This window comes from Burkholderia sp. Se-20378, assembly GCF_017104665.1.
Taxonomy (GTDB): domain Bacteria; phylum Pseudomonadota; class Gammaproteobacteria; order Burkholderiales; family Burkholderiaceae; genus Burkholderia; species Burkholderia lata.
Map to the genome: position 1 here is coordinate 1 of NZ_JAAGPG010000023.1, position 17,317 is coordinate 17,317.

Consider the following 17,317-nt stretch of genomic DNA (forward strand, 5'->3'; position numbering starts at 1 on the left):
CCCGACGTGCGCGCAGCCGAACGGCAACTCGCCGCCGCGACCGCGCGGATCGGCGTGGCGACCGCCGCGCTGTACCCGTCGATCAGCATCGGTGCGTCGGCCGGCTCGGTCGGTGTCGCCGCCGACCTGTTCTCGTCCACGACGAATCGCTGGTCGTTCGGCCCGCTAATCAGCTGGTCGTTCCCCGTCAACGGGCAGCGTGCGCGTGTGCGCGAGGCCGAAGCCGCGACGGGTGGCGCACTCGCGCACTTCGACGGCGTCGTGCTGAACGCACTGCGCGAAACGCAGTCGAGCCTCGCGACCTACGCAGCCGACGTGCAGCGCACGGAAGCGCTGCGCACCGCGTACGAATCGGCACGCAATTCCGCCGACGAAACGCATCGCCTCTATCTGGCCGGCCGCGAGTCGTTCATCTCCGATCTCGATGCGACGCGCACGCTCACTAGCGTGCAGGCGCAGGTGGCGGCAGCCGAAGGCCAGGTCGCGACCGACCAGGTGCGGCTATTCCTCGCGCTCGGCGGCGGGTGGGAATCCGAGGGTACGGCCGCCGCACCGGATGCCCGTCCCGACGCCACGCGGGCTGCCGCGACGCCCGCGAAAAGCGAGTAATCACGGGGGCGTTATCACCTTCAGTACATAACGCATGCCTGGCGAAACGCCCGGTGGTGGCGGGTTTCCCTGATTCGCGCCATAGCATCCGAAGGACGACGAACATCCACGTTGGCGGTAAACTGGCCGATGCATTTCCATTCATCTTTCGCCGCTGAACCTTCGGCGGCAACCACTCGGAGATCCATCATGCGAACCAGCGCCCGCAACCACTTCGCCGGCCAGGTCAGCGCCGTCAAGACTGGTGCCGTCAACGACGAAATCACGCTCCGCACGCAGGACGGCCTCGACATCGTCGCCGTGATCACCCACGGCAGCGCGGCTTCGCTGGGCCTCGCCGCCGGCTCGAAGGCATTCGCACTCGTGAAGGCGTCGTCGGTCATCGTGATGGTCGACGTCGACAGCAGCAAGGTATCGGCCCGCAACTGCGTCGCAGGCACCGTATCGTCGGTCACGAAAGGCGCGGTCAATTCGGAAGTCGTGATCAAGGCCGCGGGCGGCGCCGAGATCGTCGCGATCGTCACCAATGACAGCGTCGATCGCCTCGGCCTTGCGAGCGGCACGGCTGCGTCCGCGATCTTCAAGGCATCGAGCGTGATCGTCGGCGTCGAGTGAACGCGTGACGATCGCGATGGCGATCCGTTTGGCACGGCGCATTCACGCGAATCGCGCCGTGCGGCTGCCGGTCGGATGCACGCGATGACAACCGCGTTCGATCAGGCTCGGCAACGGGCACTGCAGTCGTTGCTGTCCGCAACGGCCGGCGCCGACACGCCCGATGCACGCCTGTTCGGCGCACTCGTTGCGGCACGCGCGCGCCGCAATGAACTCAAGCTGCTCGGCCTGTCTCATCCGCAGCTGGCCGGCCTGCTGACGCGGCAGTTTCCGCGCCTGCCTGCGGCCGATGTCGCGGCGCTCATGCCGACAGCCGCGATGGCACTGCTGCCATCCACCCACGCGACGTTCATCGCGACGCTGCACGCGCGGTTGATGGACGACGCGAATCCCGCCGTCAACCGCGACGACGCCGGTTGTCTCGCGTCGATCATCGCGCATGCGTGCCTGCGCCCCGATCATCTGTGGCGCGATCTCGGGCTCGACGGGCGCGACGCGGTATCCGCGATGCTCGATCGCTATTTCCCCGCGCTTGCCGCGCGCAACGTCGCTCACCTGCGCTGGAAGAAATTCCTCGCACAGGAAGTGGCCGCCTCGCTCGATGTGCCGCCGGGCCCGGCCCCCGGGTGCCCGGGCTGTGAGGATTTCGGCTTCTGCTTTCCGCACGCGCGATAACCCGCGATACCCGCCACCGCGGCCCGGGCGACCCATTTGATTCGTCGCATCGCCATCTGGAGACACGCCTTGACCGACCTTGCGAGCCCCAACCTGCCGTCACGCGATTTCGAAGTCACGTCCCGCTTCTACGAAAAACTGGGGTTCGCTGAAACCTGGCGCGACGACGGCTGGATGATCCTCAAGCGCGGCGACCTGTTGCTGGAATTTTTTCCGCACCCCGAACTCGATCCGGCGACGAGCTGGTTCAGTTGCTGCTTCCGGCTCGCGGACGTCGGCACGTTCTTCGACGACGTGCTCGCGGCCGGCATTCCGGAGCAGGCAACCGGCTGGCCACGCGCGCACCGGCCGACACGCGAAGCCTGGGGCGGCACCGTCGGCGCACTGATCGATCCTGACGGCTCGCTGATCCGGTTGATCCAGACCGAAGACTAGGCGCATCGCCGCTGTTGCGGCCGCGCTCGGGCGGCGTTGCGAACAGGTGCGCACGCGATGCGGCGCATATCCCATAAACGGTCACCTTGTGATCCGTGTCGTTCGCCGCGCATGAAGCGGTCAATGCCGGTGCCGGTGATGAATGTCCGGAAAATGCGCATGGCTGTGCGTGATCGGCAGATGCACGTGCGGATGCGAGTGCGGTTCGTTGCCGTCGTACGCAAAATCGTGCGCATGCTGGTGATGTTCGTCGTGCCGATGCCGATGCGTATGCTCGAGCTGCTCGTGTGTGTGCGTGTGTTCATGCCGTTCGCGAACATGCAACCAGATGCCGAGCGCCATCAGTGCGGCAGCGATCCAGAAGGTCGCGGGCGGCAGCGCGGGCCAGATCAGCAGCGACAGCACGACGCCGAACAGCGGCGCGATCGAGAAATACGCCCCCGTGCGCGCGCTGCCGAGATGACGCAGTGCGACGACGAACAGCACGAGGCTGATCCCGTAGCCGCCGAGCCCCGTCAGCATCGCGGCAGCCGTGACCGGGACAGCCGGCAGCGTTGCGCCGGTCGCCAGCGCGATGCCGATGTTCACGGGTCCGGCGATCAGCCCCTTCGCGCACGCGATGACCATCGCGTCGTTTGCGGCCACCTTGCGGGTCAGGTTGTTGTCGACCGCCCAGCACAGGCATGCGCCGACGATCAGCAACGCGCCGACCGGCACGCCGGCCTGGCCCGGCGTCCACGACAGCAGCGTGCCGCCGGCGACGATCGCGACCATCCCGAGGAACACCTGCGAATCCACGTTCTCGCGAAACACGACCCACGCGATGACGGCCGTCAGCACGCCCTCGAGATTGAGCAGCAACGCGCTCGTCGCTGCCGGCGTGCTCGACAACCCGAGCATCAGCAAAGCCGGGCCGGCCACCCCGCCCGCCGCAATCGCACCGGCCAGCCACGGCAGCTCTGCACGCTGCAGCGGCGCGGCGTCTGCGATCGGCGCATGTCGGTTGTGCAGGCGGCGAAGCAGGATCCCGATACCGAGCCCGACGCCACTGCCGAGATAGAACAGGCCGGCGACCATGAACGGCGACATCGCGCCGATCAGCGCCTTGGCGAGCGGTGTCGCGGCGCCGAACAGCGCGGCAGCGGTGAGCGCGACGAGAATCGCGGAGTGTCTCGAGTGCATGATCCGGTTTGAATTGACGTTGAAAGGCGCCAGCCGTGGCAACGGGTCGGGTCGCAGTGGGCCTTTCGGACCTTTCGAAATGCAAGCTGCATCGCAACCGGCCAGCTTGTGCGCGACCTGACGACCCCGTCGAGATTATCGCGCGTCATCATGTCGCGACGATCGGGCGCGAACGTCCACGGGCCAGTCGAGGGTTCCGGTATGCCTCTATCTTAGGAAAACGAATTAATTGAATGAAGCGTTGCCGCATTACGGACGGACGTATCGTCCATGCGCAAGCGACGCAGTCGAAACAATGACCATGCAGCACCGATCGGCAAACTATTGTCGTCCGGTCGCGTAGTCTGTTCGAGGTGGAATTGGTAAGGACCCGGCACGTCGGGCACCGGTGGGAGCAGTCCTGACCTGCCTCGGTCGAGGCAGGTCAGTCTGTCGTGTCACGCACCTCAGGCGATGTGCATGCGGATCGCGCCGTGCGGTATGCAGCGGCGCGGTGCCGATTACTCGTTTCCGGCCGTTTGCTGCTCGACCTGCGGCGCTGCGTCGGCTTGCGCTTCCACGTTTGCCGGTTGCGGCTCGGCGGCAGCCTCGGCCTGCTGCTCGGCCTTCGGCTGCTGCTGCGCGCCCTTGGCCGCTTGCGCCGCGCCCTTGCCGGGGCGGCGCGCCTTCAGCCGGCGCGCCCGTGCGGCGTCGTCATGCGTGACGCGCCCTGCTTCGTTGCCCTGCAGATCGACCCGCACCGCGTCTTCGACGAGGCACGACCAGTAACGGTTGCCACGGCACCACGTCGACATCGCTTCGCGCAGTTCGGCTTCGTTGAGCCCGACGGCCTGTGCTTCACGTGCGAGGTCGTCCCAGATACCGACCTTGAGCGGCACTTTGGGGGCCGGATTCTTCGGGAACGCATTCGGAAACTTACGCTGCAGTTTGCCGATCGCAACGATGACCGGATCGACCGGCGCCGACGGCTTCGCCGAAGCAGGCTTAGCGCGATGCGGTGCTTTGCCGCCGGCCGCAGCCGGCTTGGCGCCACGCTTCGGCTGGTCGCCGGACTTCGGCTTCGCGCCGGTGTCCGCCGGCGCTGCCGGCCGCTTCGCGTTGCGCTCCTGCTTGGCCTTCGCTGCGAGCTGCGCCCGCAATTCGGCAAGTTGTTCAAAACCCATAAATTCAATCCACCAGGAATATAAGGTGTGGTTCGTGCGGCCATGCCGCGCGGCGCAAAAACTTCGCCGCCATGCGGGCGACCCGTCTGCCGCCGATGCGGAACACTACGGGGCCGCATCGCACACGCCACTCTGTTTTCAGGCACCCGGCCACGATGCCGGACAAGGCAGGAGTGGAAGTATACCGGTACGCGCGGCGGCCGGTTGACTCACTGGTCTGCATTGGCCCGAATCGGGGTACCGGAAATGCGTCCATGCGGTCGTGTTGCGCATTATATGGATACGTTTCCGGAAGTCACGCCGTTCACCTTCGACAGCGGAAATCGGGGCCATCTTGCGCGCTGCGATTGCCCCGGCGGCACCAATCGACGCCCGACCCGGAGTATTCCGCCTCGGGACGTCGAACGCGATCCCGCCGCGTCGGTACGTCGCGGGCCCCGGCTGCGATTCCGCATTCCGGACAACGACCTCGTCTGCGTGCGCATCAACGATTGCGGCAATGGATCGGCGCAAGCGCCGTGCCCATTCGACAGCATCGGTGCCCGCACATGACTCGTTGCGTCCGCATCGATCCCGTGGCGCACGAAGTGGCCGGAAAGTGCGTAGTATGGCCGAATCGATGTCGTCGGCAGCCTGTCTCGCCCCGTTTTGCCGCGCCCCCGGGCGAGCCGTCGACGTCCCGCTTGCCTGCCAGAAGAACGAACCGGTTGTACGAAACGGAGCAGATACATGGTTCCCCCACACGACATCGCGCACGACGGCATCACACGCGAGGAGATTCACCATCGGCAGATCGACATGCGCGGCTATCGGCGCAGCGACGGCCAGTTCGAAGTAACGGCCTGCCTCGCGGACCGCAAAACCTTCGATTTCACGCCGCCGGGCGACACGCGTACGGTCGCAGCGCTGTCGCCGATCCACGACCTCGGCGTGACGCTGGTCTTCGACGCCGACATGGTCGTCCGCGCCGTCTCCACGTTCCTCCGGTCGCATCCGTATGCGCAGTGCCCGGGCGGCGGCGACTCGCTGCAGGCGCTCGTCGGACTGAGCATCGGCGCAGGCTGGAACAGCGAGATTCGCAAACGCCTGCCGTCTTGCGATACGTGCACGCACCTGAAGGAATTGCTCGGCCCGATCGCCACCACGGCCTATCAGACGATGGTCGGCATGCGCACGTCATCGCTCGAGGCGCGCGACAGCGACGGAAAACCGCTCAAGATCGACAGTTGCCATGCGTATGGCGCATCGCGCGATCTCGTGAAACGTCTTTGGCCCGAATATCACCGGCCTTCGGCGACGGCAAAGGGCAGCTAGGGGCCGGGCATTCGGCCAGCCCCGTTCCCGCAGGATCGGGACTGCTCGAAAACGCACGCGTCATGTACTCAAACGTGCACCGACCGATCGTCGCTGTCGCACAGCGAGGGTGATCAGAAAACGCCCAGTGCAAGCCCAGCGGCAAGACCGGCGCCCAGTTCGGCGCAGCGCGCGAGATCGTCGCCGTCGATCGTCTTCGCCGCGAGGATGCGTTCCGGTGTCTGCGCGTGCGTACAGACGATCAGGCCCGGTGCCACGTTCTTCAACCGCCATCCGGTCGCGATCCGGTCGATCTGCCGCAACGCGTTCTGCCCGTCGCTTCCCGCGCAGATCATCACCGCATACGGGCGGCCGTTCACGCGATCGAGCGCCGCGTAGTAGCAGCGGTCGAAGAAATCCTTCATCAGCCCGGACATTGCCGCGAGATTCTCCGGCGTTGCGAACAGGTAGGCGTCGGCGGCCAGCACGTCGTCCGCGCTCGTCGCATCCGCGCGCTGCAGCCTGACGTCGACGCCGGTTTGCTCGCGCGCAGCGCCGGCAGCCGCTTCGGCCATCTGTTGCGTGCCGCCGGTCATCGTGTGATAGACGATCAACAGCGTCTTCATTCGTCGTTACTCACGTTCGGTTTCAGGTGCGCTGACGGCATCGCCGAGTTCCGCTGCATGGCCAGAGATCAAATGAGGCTGTTCCGCGTTCGCTTCTGCGGATCTGGCGGTTTGCCGGCTCGTCGTTGCGAAGCGCGCAACGATCATGCGCGTTGCGCCAGGCTCGATTCGCGCAAGTTCGACCGGGTGCACGATCAGTCCGTGACGGCGCGCGATGCGTCGGTGTGTTCCGGTCGCGCGTAGTACGCGAGAAACATGTCGGCAGCGGATTCCGCGACTTTTTGTTGCTCCGGTTCGGCGAGCGGCGGCTGGCCCATCGTGATCTGCGGCCAGAACGCGAATGCCTTCACGACACCGTGCAACTGATGCGCGGCAAACACCGGATCGGTGACGGACAGGCGTCCAGCCGCCGCCGCGGTCCGCACCCAGACCGTCATGTCTTCCTCGCGCTCGCCGAGGCGCTCGACCATGTCGCGCGCACGTTCCGGCGAATGGATGGCCGCACCGATCGCGACGCGTGCGAGCGAAAGAAATGCCTCGTCGCTGAGCAGGCGCATTTTGCGATCCAGCAACGCGAGCAATTGCTCGCGCAGCGGCACATCGGCGCGATAGGTTGGCGAACTGCCGGTCTGGGTCGCATCCCACAATTTTTGCAGGATCGCGGCGAACAACGTTTCCTTGCCGGGGAAGTGGTTATAGACCGTGCGCTTCGACACGTCCGCACGCGCGGCGATGCGGTCCATGCTGGTCGCGTCGTAACCCGACGCGAGAAATTCCTCGATGGCCGCGTCGACGATGGCCGCGCGCTTTCGATCGGTCAGGCGCTGAGGGGGAGTACTGGTATCCATTCAGAAATTTTACACCGGGTAGTTTACTTATCCCAGAAATAAACTACACTGTTTAGTGTACTTTATCCTCCGGACGAACCGACATGGCATCGCCTCTCGTTTTGATTCATCGCATTCTGGGTTTTGCGGCCGCCCGACGCGGCCGCACGCTGTCTGGCGGCTCGCCGCAGCACAATGGCGAGCGCTTCAGCAATGTCGCGCCCCGTCCGGTCGAGGGGTTCGGCAAGACGCTCGGGATCGCCTGGAACATGCTGTTCAACAAGCCGCGCCATACCGTGCCTGCGGGTGTACTGCCCGTCGATTCGCTGACGCGCGCGGAACTCGACGCGGCCCCCGATCGCAGTCTGTACCGGCTTGGCCATTCGACGCTGCTGCTCAAGCTGCGCGGTGAATTCTGGCTGACCGATCCCGTGTTCGCCGAGCGCGCGTCGCCGTTTCGGCGTGTCGGCCCGAAGCGTTTCCATGCGCCGCCGATCGCGCTTGAAGATCTTCCGCCGCTGCGCGGCGTGATCCTGTCGCACGATCACTACGATCATCTCGACCGCGACACGGTGCTCGCACTCGCGGCAACCACCGGTGTGTTCGTGACCACGCTGGGTGTCGGCGACCGCCTGATCGAATGGGGCATCGACGCGAAGAAAGTCCGTCAGCTCGACTGGTGGCAGAGCGTCGACGTGGCCGGCCTGACGCTGACCGCAACACCTGCCCAGCACTTTTCCGGGCGCAGCCTGTTCGACGGCAACAGCACGCTGTGGGCATCCTGGGTCATCGTCGACGACGACTTGCGCGTGTTCTTCAGCGGCGACACCGGCTACTTCGATGGTTTCCGGACGATCGGCGAGCGACTCGGGCCGTTCGATGTCACGCTGATCGAAACAGGCGCATACGACGCTCAATGGCCGTACGTACACATGCAGCCGGAAGAAACCGTCCAGGCGCACATCGATTTGCGCGGCCGCTGGCTGGTGCCGATCCACAACGGCACGTTCGATCTCGCGATGCATCGCTGGCAGGAACCATTCGAGCGCGTCACGGCGCTGGCGATCGTGCGAGGCGTCGAACTGTCGACGCCCAGGATGGGCGAACGGCTCGCACTCGAAGAGCCGCATCGCGGCGAACGGTGGTGGCGCACGGTCGACGAACGCGTCACGTCCGTTGCCACGAAATCGCGTCGCTGGTCGCTTTGCGCGTCGCAGGCGACGAAGTAGATCCACCTGTCGTTGCACTTTTTTCCCCGGAGCGCGGCAATGCCGCGACTCCGGCAGGCGCGTTGCCGGCGTACCCGCACGTCGACGGGCTGTCTGTAGACCCGCTTACCTGAGTAGAGAAGTCATGCATCCGGCACCCGTCCGATACGCACCCGGCCAACCGGTCGACGACGCCACCTTCGGCGCATTCAACCCAGCAGCCCGCCGATCGACCAGCGATAGCCGAGAGAACGACCTGCGGCGGACGCTTGCAGAGCGCGTCGCGAGATGGACGGAAAGCACAGACCACCTCGCCACGGCCATTCCGAACCTGAGCCTCCATCGAAGGGAGGCGACAACGCAGCCGATGGACTGCCTGGTCGAGCCGAGCTTCGGTCTCGTCGTCCAGGGCACGAAGCGGCTCATTCAGAGCGGCGATGTGTATCTCTGCGACGCCAACCGCTTTCTGATCACGTCGCTCGACTTGCCCGGTTCGACGCAGGTCATCGAGGCCAGCCGCGAAAGGCCGTTTCTCGGCATCGGGCTCAAGCTTGATTTTCGTGTGATGGCCGAACTGATGGTGCAGGTCGCACCGGATCACGAGGAAGCTCCCGCAGGCCGCGGCCTCGTCGTCGGCGATATGAACGAACCGCTCTACGACGCGGTGAACCGGCTGCTGGCGTTGCTGGATGACCCGAACGCCATTGCAGTTCTTGCACCGTACGTCGAGCGGGAAATCTACTACCGGCTGCTGACGAGCGACCAGGGCGCCCGTCTGCGTCAGATTGCGTCTGCCGGCAGTCAGGGCAACCGCGTGTCGCGGGCGATCCAGTGGTTGCGGACCCATTACGACGAGTCGCTGCGGGTCGACGATCTGGCGGCGCAGGTACAAATGAGCAGTTCGACCTTCCACCACCACTTCCGCCAGCTCACCGGCATGAGTCCGCTGCAGTACCAGAAATGGATACGGCTCAACGAAGCGCGTCGACTGATGCTGTCCGAGCGGCTCGACGCCGCGTCGGCATCGTTCAGGGTCGGATATGCGAGCCCGACTCAGTTCAATCGCGAATACAGCCGGTTGTTCGGTAATTCTCCGCGGAGAGATATCGATAGCCTGCGGAGCGGAACGGATGTTGTCCTGTCTGTCGCCGCGACGTATTGAGCCCTGGGAAGGTACCGGAGAAGCAGGATGCCGCATTGGGCGGTATCCGCGGAAGGGTTGGATCGCTCCTTCACGCGTGGAAGGTCGATCCGGTTGATCCAGACGAGCGCAGCGGGATGCGCGCTTGTTGCCCACTTCTGATTGATTGCCCTGCAGCCGTCTGCGAATTTCAATTTGAGTATCGAGCAGTGCCTGGGTGCCTCGCGGTGTCGAACCTGTATCCGAACTCACGAGCATCCATCGGCCAGAGACAAGTCGTCTCATACCGTTCTCATGACTGATGAGGACTTTGCTCCCTCCTCAACCAGGTCGTCCTACTGTCTTCCAGACGCTCGGTTTCTAACTCTGCAGTGCGGTGAGTCTCGCGCCACGGTGCAATCCAACGATTTGTACGTCGAGCTTGTGCGTTGTCACGTGACAACTCAGGCCGATAGATCGGCGCAGGCACGTCTGATAAGTGGCTCGACAGCGTATCTGCGATGCATCTGATTCGGCTCATCTCGATTTACCTACGGCTCCATACCTATCGAAACGTTTCAAATACTACACATTACGTATCTATACACACAAATCGAGGCATATTTGCCCGGCCTTCGGAGTGCCAGACGTGAAATGATCATACGCCCCTATTTACAGGGGTGATCTCGTCGATTTTGCGTGAAACAACATGAAGAATATAGCGCAACCCATTGCCAGATAAGGATTTCCACGAACACCGGATTTCTTGGAAATGTTTCACGATCCGGCCCGTTTGAGTTGCCACGTGGCCTTCAACAGAGGAGTTTGTCGCAAATCGGAGCCTCGCATGCCTAGTGGTCGAGCGGAAGCTCACGGTGTACTGGTCGTAACTCAAGGGTGCGCGTGACAAAGCCCATACCCTCCCCTGCCGACCAAAGAATGCGATGAAGCTGATTCGAGCGCTCCACATAAATAGGGCCACATCAAAGGCATCTGTGATGTCCAGTTGTGGGCGCGATCCAGCAAGCCGAGCGGCACCTTTCCACCGGCACGTGAATGCGAATGGTCAGCGACGAGGCCCCCGGGATCTGCAGATCCACTGATGATCCGGACTCTTCGATAAAGATGTCTCCCGCCCCATACGCTGCAACGCGCCACTTCGACACGCAAGACCCGACACAACACTCCAGTTGTCACGTGACAACTCCCCAGGCAATTCGCCCAGGGAATCACTTTTCGTGACGAGCCAACGGTGACGAATCTTCTCTTCTCGATCAACTTACTCACATTCTATGGAGTCGGATCACACCCCCTCCTGAGAGGTGATTCCGAACAGACGTTGCCTGTCGCTCTGATTCGATTGTCACGTGACAACTCACTGCTCGAGAGGTCGTCGCGCCGATCCAAGACCAGATTTCGAGCATCGAAATGATGTCGCCATAACCGGAAGCACAAACGAATCTGAGATCTCCTTGCTCCGGATTACGTTGAGGAGGAGCAAATCCCTGCCACTTGTCACGTGACAACCAGGCTTTCCGGCGACACACGTGGAATTAACTACCTCCGGCTGTGACGAGCTCCATCAGGAACATTGCGAGATCAAGCAGTCCGTCTCCATTCGCTAACGCTGCCATCGACATTGAAATTCGTCGAATTTCCACTCCATCTTGGTACGTACTTTTCAATCGTGATCGTCAATTTTATTTTTACTCGATCACAAATCATGACTGATTCGTTGGCCATTCGGCCCACTTGTCACGTGACAACCACATTGATCTCCAAGACATACATCGTGCCGAAGGCTTTTCTGGACATTTTGATAATAACTGCATATATTACGTAAAACTCCGTGGAGGAATTTAATGGCTTTCAAGATCGCCGTCAGCAATCAAAAAGGTGGGACTGGAAAGACAACCATCTCCGTCAATATCGCCGCTGCATTCGAAGCCGGCGGCAACAAGGTCGCCCTGATCGATGCCGACCCTCAAGGCACGTCCGTCCGGTGGGTGACCAGCGGCGAGAACACGCTGCCGATGACGGTTCTTTCTCTGGCCCCTGCCGGTCGCGGCATCGGCGGCGAGATCAAAAAACAGGACGCGAACTTCGACGTGATCGTTGTCGACTGTCCTGGCAACCTCGAAGACCCGCGCATTGCCTCCGTACTCGAGGTCGCCGACTTCTGTCTCGTGCCGCTGTCGCCGTCGCCAGCCGATCTCTACAGCACCGTTGCGATGATCCGCATGATCGAGTCGATGCGGTCTGTCCGTAACCCGAATCTTTCTTCCGCATTAATGCTGAATAGCGTTAATGGAAAAACTAAAATGCGTGAAGAAATTTTAAAAATTCTAAGAGCTGAAGAAATAGGGGAGCATCTGCTCGACAGCCAGATCGCGCAGCGCGAGGTCTACCGTCAGACGTTTGCGCTCGGCACCACGATCCATCACCACAATCGATATCTGAAGGGCCTGAAAGAAGCCCGTGCGGAAATCGAGAAGCTGGTCACGGAAATGGCCCAATACATCGCGTCGACGCGCGCTACCGGAGCCGCCCATGGCTAAGGACACATCGAAAGACAAGAAGCCGACCGGCAACCTGCATCTCGCAGCCGGCCTGCTGCGCGGGCTCGCTCAGGAGAATGCGGCACTCGAAACGCGGCTGCCCGAACCGGCGGCCGCACCGAATGTCGTCGGTGAAACGGCAGCAGCCGGCGCCCCGGCCGAAGCCACGCCCGCCGGGGCGCCGGATCTTGGCGCGCCTCAGAAGGTATCGGTCAAGGATTGCATTCCGAACCCGTTCAACCCGCGCGTGTTTTACTCGGAGTCGAGCCTGCACGAGCTCGCCCTGACGCTGAAACGGGAAGGGCAGATCGAGCCGATCAAGGTTACGCGGCTCCCGGAGTTTCCCGGCAAGCTCGTGGTGATCGACGGGCAACGCCGGCTCCGCGCGACGAGCATCAACGGCGATGAAACCATCAACGCCACGTTCCGCACGGATCACACGCCGGAACAGCTCTACACGATCGCATATCGCGCGAACCACGACCACGAACGCCAGACGATCTTCGACGATGCGGTCGCGTGGAAGCGTCTCCTCGACGAGAAGGTTTTTTCCGACCAGAACACGCTGGCGGAAAAGATCGGCAAGGACAAGGCATCGATCAGCAAGACGCTGTCGCTCAACGCACTCCCGAACACACTGCTGGAGCGGATGGCGAGCGCCAACGACGTGGTCGGCCTGCAGGCGGCGTACTTCCTGAAGCTGATCTTCGAACGCCTGGGCGAGCCGACGGCCGACCGGCTGTTGACGGCCGTGATCGACCGGAAGAAATCGGTTCGTGATCTGGAGAATTTCCTGCGTGCGCAAAGCGACGGCAGCAAGAAAGCGGGACGTACGCGTTACAGCGTTCGCCACGACTTCGCGCTCGAATCGCGAGCGATCGGCCAGTTGAAAACCTATCCGGACGGACGTCTGGATCTGCAGCTCAAGGGCGTCGACGCATCGCACCAGGAGGCGCTCGCCGACAAGCTCAAGACCGTCATCGACGCGTACGTTGCCGAACTGGCAACGGCCACGCCACAGTAACTAACGCGCGAAAAGCAGAAGGCCTCGCATCCGCGATGCACCGCGAAGCCGGACAGCGATGTCCGGCGCGCGACGCACACCCGGCTGCGAGGCCTTGTTCAGTTGCCTGCGAGACTGCTTTTCAGCAGGAATTCCAGCAAGTCGTCCGAGGTCGGTTCGCCCCACGTATCCAGCGCGAGCCAACGGAAGAAGCTGGTCTGCGCGAGCTTGCTCGCCTTCTTCTTCGGCGACAGCGTCAGGTCCTTCGAGCCTGCCACCGTTTCGTTGTAACGCTCGATCAGCTTGGTCTGGTCGTCGATCTCCAGTTCGCGGAAATACGCGCCGGCTTCTTCGACCTTTGCCGCCAGATATTTGTCGCGAATCTGTTCCTGCTTGCTCTGCGCGGATTCCTTCGCCGGGGCGGCCGCCTCCGTTCCCTGCCCGTCGGACAGCGTGTAGCCGTGTGTCAGCGCCTTGCGGAAATACGCGGCCACGTTGTCGACCGGGGCCGCATTCTTCTTCGTAGTCCGATTGAGCGTATAGGCAATCGCCGCCTTGATGCGCTGCACGCCATATTGCGTGATCAGCCGGCGCGCTTCCGAACGCGGGATGCCGAACTTGGCAACCTCCTCGACCAGCGCTTCGTTCTTGACGTCGCCGTCCTCCACCGTATCGGTGCTCTGCTTGCGCGTCACCTTGAACTGAACGGCCTCCACGCTCCGGCCGGACTTGTGTTCGATCAACTCGAGCGTGTGATCCGAAACTTCGTTCACCTCCTGAATGCACGGCACCAGGACCTTGCTCTTGAACAGCTTGTATTCCTTGTACGACTGCGACGCCTTGTCCTGGCCGAGAATCAGGTCACGAAATTTCGGCAGCGGGATCTTCGCGGTGATGCCGATCCCCTCGTAGCGCACCGTGTTTTCCCACAACGCGAGCGAGTGCGATCGCCGGAACTCGCGAGCGATCCGCATATCGATCAGTGCGTAGATCTCGGGGTTGAGCAACTCGCTGCGAATCTGGTCGGAGAAGCTGTACTTCAGCACCGATTGCTCGAGCTCCGCGCCGGCGAGCAGGCCCGACGCTTTCCAGACTGTCGACCGGTCCGCGGCCAGGTAGTCCCAGTTGACGACGGTACTGATCAGCGAGTTGACCGTGTCCTTTACGTACTTCGTGTTGTTGCTGTTCAACCCGCTCTCGTGCGAAAGCGACGCAAGCGAGATCGAGAAGCTCGTCCGGCCTGGCTCGAACGCCTCCTGTCGAAGCGCGTTCTTGATCAGCGAGCTGAACATCTTGCGCTGCTGCAGACCGATCTTTCCGGACTTGGGCGCGATATGAATCGCCTGGACCGCCTTGCGCAGCAAGTCGGGAGGCTCGGGTGTCTGAAACAGCGAAACCTGTTTGTCTGAGCCTTTGCTTGCGGGCTTGCGCGGCATCGTAATGTCCGGATAAGGTCACCTTGTTGAGAGCGGACTTTATACCTTTTCGCGTCGACGAGCAACGCCCCTGTTCCGGCTTTACTTGCACTATCGCGGCTAAGTTCCAGATACGAAAGGGAAATTTTCAATCAGACGATCTGTGCGGAACCCCATATCCATCTACCTTTCGACAAAAATGCTTCCCACAAGCCGCTACCTTTCATACCCGGACACGGAAACCCGGCATGAGAATTGCCCTTGGCAAGGTAACCATCCATGGGAAGCAAACGCGCAGAATCGAGATCGTTAGGTGAATTCGTGGTGCTCTGCAGCACAGACCGGTTTTCTTCCCATAACTTGCTACCTTCACCGATTCCCACAGGAGGCTACCTTTCGACCGGCTTCGGCTACGTTGGCTCCGCGGATTTTAGCCCTGAAGGCCGACATCGCCCCCATAAACGGCAACCTGTTGTTTTCCCCATAGGAGGTTACCTGTCGGTGCCCTCGATCCTGTCTATGGGAACCAGCCACAGGGAATCCTGGAGAAATGGTGCCTAGCCACCTCAAATGCAGCCCATAACCGGGTACCTTTGAGGCGCCCCATAACCGGCTACCAGAGAAAAATCACTGTGCGACCCGGCTCTCAAGAATCCAAAAGAGCGCCCCATAAAAGGCTACCTCCGAACGTTCCCATAGATGACTACCCAACGCGTTTCCAGGCCGATTTCCCATAACCGGGTACGCTTGCCCCATATCCACAACCCCGATTCCCCACAACGCGGTACCCCAAATCCCAAATCCACAGACCTTAACCCCCAAGCCCTTACACCTGTGCTCCCATAAATGGGTACCGAACACCCATCAAACCCTTGTCAGATAAGGCTGTGAGCCGTCTAAAAGTAGTTAAAGAAGTAAACGTTGTTAACAAAAGATGTAAACACACGTGCGCTTCCACAGAAAGACGAACCCCATAAACCGCTACCAATGGGAGCCGTCTATGGTGTTGCAGGCATCTCAAACCAGCGATTCAAGCCTGGAAACAATGACTTGGCGCCCCGTTCTACAACGGCTCCAGGCCTGACAAGGCTTCCAAAAGAGGTGAGTACACACTCACATCGACCGAAACGTAGAAACCTATGGGAGAAAAACGGGAAGAAAGTCCCGTTTCAAGGCACAGGTTCCCATTTATGGGATCGAAAAACCGGCTCCGAGACCTCGCCGGTGCTTGCTATCGACCAGCAAAGCAAACCACCGATCCGGAAACACGAATCTCTTTGGTTTCGTTCACAGCAGTTTGAAATCATCCGGGATGGCAGGCGAAGGGTTTTTTGCACTCGTGCTTACTTGTCCATCGACAAGTTTTTCCGATTGCCCGCCCCCGCCTCTCGTCAAATTTAGCCCGTGGGCTGTGTACAGACGAATCGACGCCATCCGGTTTGCGGCTTCTGTCGTCTTCCAACTTTCTACCTTTGGAGCCACCAACCGAAGTTCAATGCTGTGCCCACAGGTCACCAGAAGAGGCCCGGGAACGGTTTCCGCAGATGACCTGGGAGGGTCCATGCTGTCGCACACGTCGCCGGCCCTGGGTCGATCTAGTGCACGTCGTGAACCAACGTGAAGATGCGGGCGGCCATGAAGTTCACCGTAACCGAACTCGAGCGGTGATCCCGAACATTCTCACCTTCCGACAGTTCGGAATCCCGTAAAAGCTCACCAGCCAGGCGCGGTCACAGGAATCGACATGCTGTGTGGGGATCGACACCCGCCTGGATTCCGGAAGATCAAAACCGCAGAATGAAAAACCTGTGATTCGCGCACGTGGGGCGAGGTGTTCCTGAGCAGAATCGGACGGATCACAAGCGCTGCCGTGACATCACAACCCTACGTGCCACGATCGCCAGACGAGCGTGGTGACATCGGTGCGGCACCGTCGGCGTAGCCGTGAAGGGATTCCCGCGGATGTCTTCACCGCACGCAACGTGTCCGCTCCTTTCGTCGTACGGACCACGGGACCACAGGACCACCGGATCCCGTGGCGACGTGTATTACCGGCTCGGGTAACGTCCGGCATCACAGTGCCGCGATTGGTTGCCGGAGCGAGTGCCGTGCGCTGCGGGGATGCAATCGCGCATACCTTGCACACCGAAAAACCGAATCGTGGTCGTTTATGGGAGGAACCGTCGCTTGAACCGCGTCGACTGGCAACGCGACACACAGTTCGACTGCTGATGCTGTGATCGTGATTGATCCGATAACAGTCACATCAAGCGTGAGCGTGCCGGTAACTCCACCTATGAAACAGTCGTGGGTTGCACGGCGGGTACATGTCCCATCCTCGTCACCAAAGCGCGGATACACCGACCGTCCCGTTACGCCACCACAGCGCGATCGTCACGCGCGTCCACACGCGCTGCACGGTTCGTCCTGCCTGTGACCGTCGAGCGGCATCCACGTTTTCTCCCATACGTGTATCCCCAATTCCGCTCGCACGTTGACGCCACATTTTTCGCGGCGCGGTTATGATGCACAGGTCCCGAACGCGGCATGACAACCGATCGGGGCAGGGGCGGTATCTCGATGGTCTT

At 61.7% G+C, this 17,317-nt stretch carries 15 protein-coding genes; 10 read left to right on the plus strand and 5 right to left on the minus strand.

What is annotated here, in order from left to right:
* From G3N93_RS05380 to G3N93_RS05395, 4 genes are all read left to right on the plus strand, one after another.
* Window positions 1–609: TolC family protein (locus G3N93_RS05380; protein ID WP_206132447.1), on the plus strand; the 609-nt coding region annotated here is incomplete at its 5' end.
* A 189-nt stretch (window positions 610–798) separates the two neighbouring features.
* Window positions 799–1,224: a molybdopterin-binding protein gene (locus G3N93_RS05385; protein WP_174943326.1), complete on the plus strand. Its 426-nt coding sequence runs from the start codon at window positions 799–801 to the stop codon at window positions 1,222–1,224.
* 84 nt (window positions 1,225–1,308) lie between these two features.
* Complete coding sequence (locus tag G3N93_RS05390) at window positions 1,309–1,899, plus strand: nitrogen fixation protein NifQ (protein WP_206132448.1); 591 nt, start codon at window positions 1,309–1,311, stop codon at window positions 1,897–1,899.
* 69 nt (window positions 1,900–1,968) lie between these two features.
* Window positions 1,969–2,334 (plus strand): bleomycin resistance protein, encoded by a 366-nt coding sequence (locus tag G3N93_RS05395; RefSeq protein WP_206124421.1) that lies wholly within the window; start codon window positions 1,969–1,971, stop codon window positions 2,332–2,334.
* A gap of 120 nt (window positions 2,335–2,454) precedes the next feature.
* On the opposite strand, the gene G3N93_RS05400 is transcribed toward G3N93_RS05395, so the two are convergent.
* Both G3N93_RS05400 and G3N93_RS05405 read right to left on the minus strand, forming a co-directional pair.
* The gene (locus G3N93_RS05400) at window positions 2,455–3,516 is read right to left on the minus strand and encodes a DMT family transporter (protein WP_174943334.1); all 1,062 of its coding nucleotides are present in this window, start codon (window positions 3,514–3,516) and stop codon (window positions 2,455–2,457) included.
* Between the two features lie 500 nt (window positions 3,517–4,016).
* Window positions 4,017–4,679 (minus strand): ProQ/FinO family protein, encoded by a 663-nt coding sequence (locus G3N93_RS05405; RefSeq protein WP_174943337.1) that lies wholly within the window; start codon window positions 4,677–4,679, stop codon window positions 4,017–4,019.
* Between the two features lie 276 nt (window positions 4,680–4,955).
* On the opposite strand from G3N93_RS05405, the gene G3N93_RS05410 reads away from it, so the two are divergent.
* Both G3N93_RS05410 and G3N93_RS05415 read left to right on the plus strand, forming a co-directional pair.
* Window positions 4,956–5,231 (plus strand): hypothetical protein, encoded by a 276-nt coding sequence (locus G3N93_RS05410; protein WP_206132449.1) that lies wholly within the window; start codon window positions 4,956–4,958, stop codon window positions 5,229–5,231.
* Between the two features lie 177 nt (window positions 5,232–5,408).
* Window positions 5,409–5,993, plus strand: coding sequence for a DUF2889 domain-containing protein (locus G3N93_RS05415; protein ID WP_206132450.1), 585 nt, complete (start codon window positions 5,409–5,411; stop codon window positions 5,991–5,993).
* 113 nt (window positions 5,994–6,106) lie between these two features.
* On the opposite strand, the gene G3N93_RS05420 is transcribed toward G3N93_RS05415, so the two are convergent.
* Entirely contained in the window at window positions 6,107–6,598 is a 492-nt protein-coding gene (locus G3N93_RS05420) for a flavodoxin family protein (protein WP_174987963.1), read from the minus strand.
* Window positions 6,599–6,792: 194 nt separating this feature from the next.
* The gene (locus G3N93_RS05425; protein ID WP_174943348.1) at window positions 6,793–7,446 is read right to left on the minus strand and encodes a TetR/AcrR family transcriptional regulator; all 654 of its coding nucleotides are present in this window, start codon (window positions 7,444–7,446) and stop codon (window positions 6,793–6,795) included.
* Window positions 7,447–7,529: 83 nt separating this feature from the next.
* Between G3N93_RS05425 and G3N93_RS05430 the strand changes: the two genes are divergently transcribed.
* From G3N93_RS05430 to G3N93_RS05445, 4 genes are all read left to right on the plus strand, one after another.
* Window positions 7,530–8,654: an MBL fold metallo-hydrolase gene (locus G3N93_RS05430; protein WP_206132451.1), complete on the plus strand. Its 1,125-nt coding sequence runs from the start codon at window positions 7,530–7,532 to the stop codon at window positions 8,652–8,654.
* A 124-nt stretch (window positions 8,655–8,778) separates the two neighbouring features.
* Complete coding sequence (locus tag G3N93_RS05435) at window positions 8,779–9,795, plus strand: AraC family transcriptional regulator (protein WP_206132452.1); 1,017 nt, start codon at window positions 8,779–8,781, stop codon at window positions 9,793–9,795.
* 1,820 nt (window positions 9,796–11,615) lie between these two features.
* Entirely contained in the window at window positions 11,616–12,311 is a 696-nt protein-coding gene (locus G3N93_RS05440) for a ParA family protein (RefSeq protein ID WP_011350423.1), read from the plus strand.
* Window positions 12,304–13,335 carry a ParB/RepB/Spo0J family partition protein gene (locus G3N93_RS05445; protein ID WP_206132453.1) on the plus strand — a complete coding sequence of 344 codons (1,032 nt, stop codon included), beginning with the start codon at window positions 12,304–12,306 and terminating at the stop codon, window positions 13,333–13,335. Before G3N93_RS05440 ends, G3N93_RS05445 begins: the two co-directional genes overlap by 8 nt.
* A gap of 98 nt (window positions 13,336–13,433) precedes the next feature.
* Here G3N93_RS05445 and G3N93_RS05450 read toward each other — a convergent pair whose 3' ends face one another.
* Window positions 13,434–14,750 (minus strand): replication initiation protein, encoded by a 1,317-nt coding sequence (locus G3N93_RS05450; protein WP_039369202.1) that lies wholly within the window; start codon window positions 14,748–14,750, stop codon window positions 13,434–13,436.
* Window positions 14,751–17,317 lie beyond the last annotated feature (2,567 nt).

Bases quoted from the DNA above. Each gene is read 5' to 3' on its own strand.
- G3N93_RS05385 (WP_174943326.1), top strand. From the start codon at position 799: ATGCGAACCAGCGCCCGCAACCACTTCGCCGGCCAGGTCAGCGCCGTC.
- G3N93_RS05390 (WP_206132448.1), top strand. From the start codon at position 1,309: ATGACAACCGCGTTCGATCAGGCTCGGCAACGGGCACTGCAGTCGTTG.
- G3N93_RS05400 (WP_174943334.1), bottom strand. From the start codon at position 3,516: ATGCACTCGAGACACTCCGCGATTCTCGTCGCGCTCACCGCTGCCGCG.
- G3N93_RS05405 (WP_174943337.1), bottom strand. From the start codon at position 4,679: ATGGGTTTTGAACAACTTGCCGAATTGCGGGCGCAGCTCGCAGCGAAG.
- G3N93_RS05410 (WP_206132449.1), top strand. From the start codon at position 4,956: ATGGATACGTTTCCGGAAGTCACGCCGTTCACCTTCGACAGCGGAAAT.
- G3N93_RS05415 (WP_206132450.1), top strand. From the start codon at position 5,409: ATGGTTCCCCCACACGACATCGCGCACGACGGCATCACACGCGAGGAG.
- G3N93_RS05420 (WP_174987963.1), bottom strand. From the start codon at position 6,598: ATGAAGACGCTGTTGATCGTCTATCACACGATGACCGGCGGCACGCAA.
- G3N93_RS05425 (WP_174943348.1), bottom strand. From the start codon at position 7,446: ATGGATACCAGTACTCCCCCTCAGCGCCTGACCGATCGAAAGCGCGCG.
- G3N93_RS05430 (WP_206132451.1), top strand. From the start codon at position 7,530: ATGGCATCGCCTCTCGTTTTGATTCATCGCATTCTGGGTTTTGCGGCC.
- G3N93_RS05435 (WP_206132452.1), top strand. From the start codon at position 8,779: ATGCATCCGGCACCCGTCCGATACGCACCCGGCCAACCGGTCGACGAC.
- G3N93_RS05440 (WP_011350423.1), top strand. From the start codon at position 11,616: ATGGCTTTCAAGATCGCCGTCAGCAATCAAAAAGGTGGGACTGGAAAG.
- G3N93_RS05445 (WP_206132453.1), top strand. From the start codon at position 12,304: ATGGCTAAGGACACATCGAAAGACAAGAAGCCGACCGGCAACCTGCAT.
- G3N93_RS05450 (WP_039369202.1), bottom strand. From the start codon at position 14,750: ATGCCGCGCAAGCCCGCAAGCAAAGGCTCAGACAAACAGGTTTCGCTG.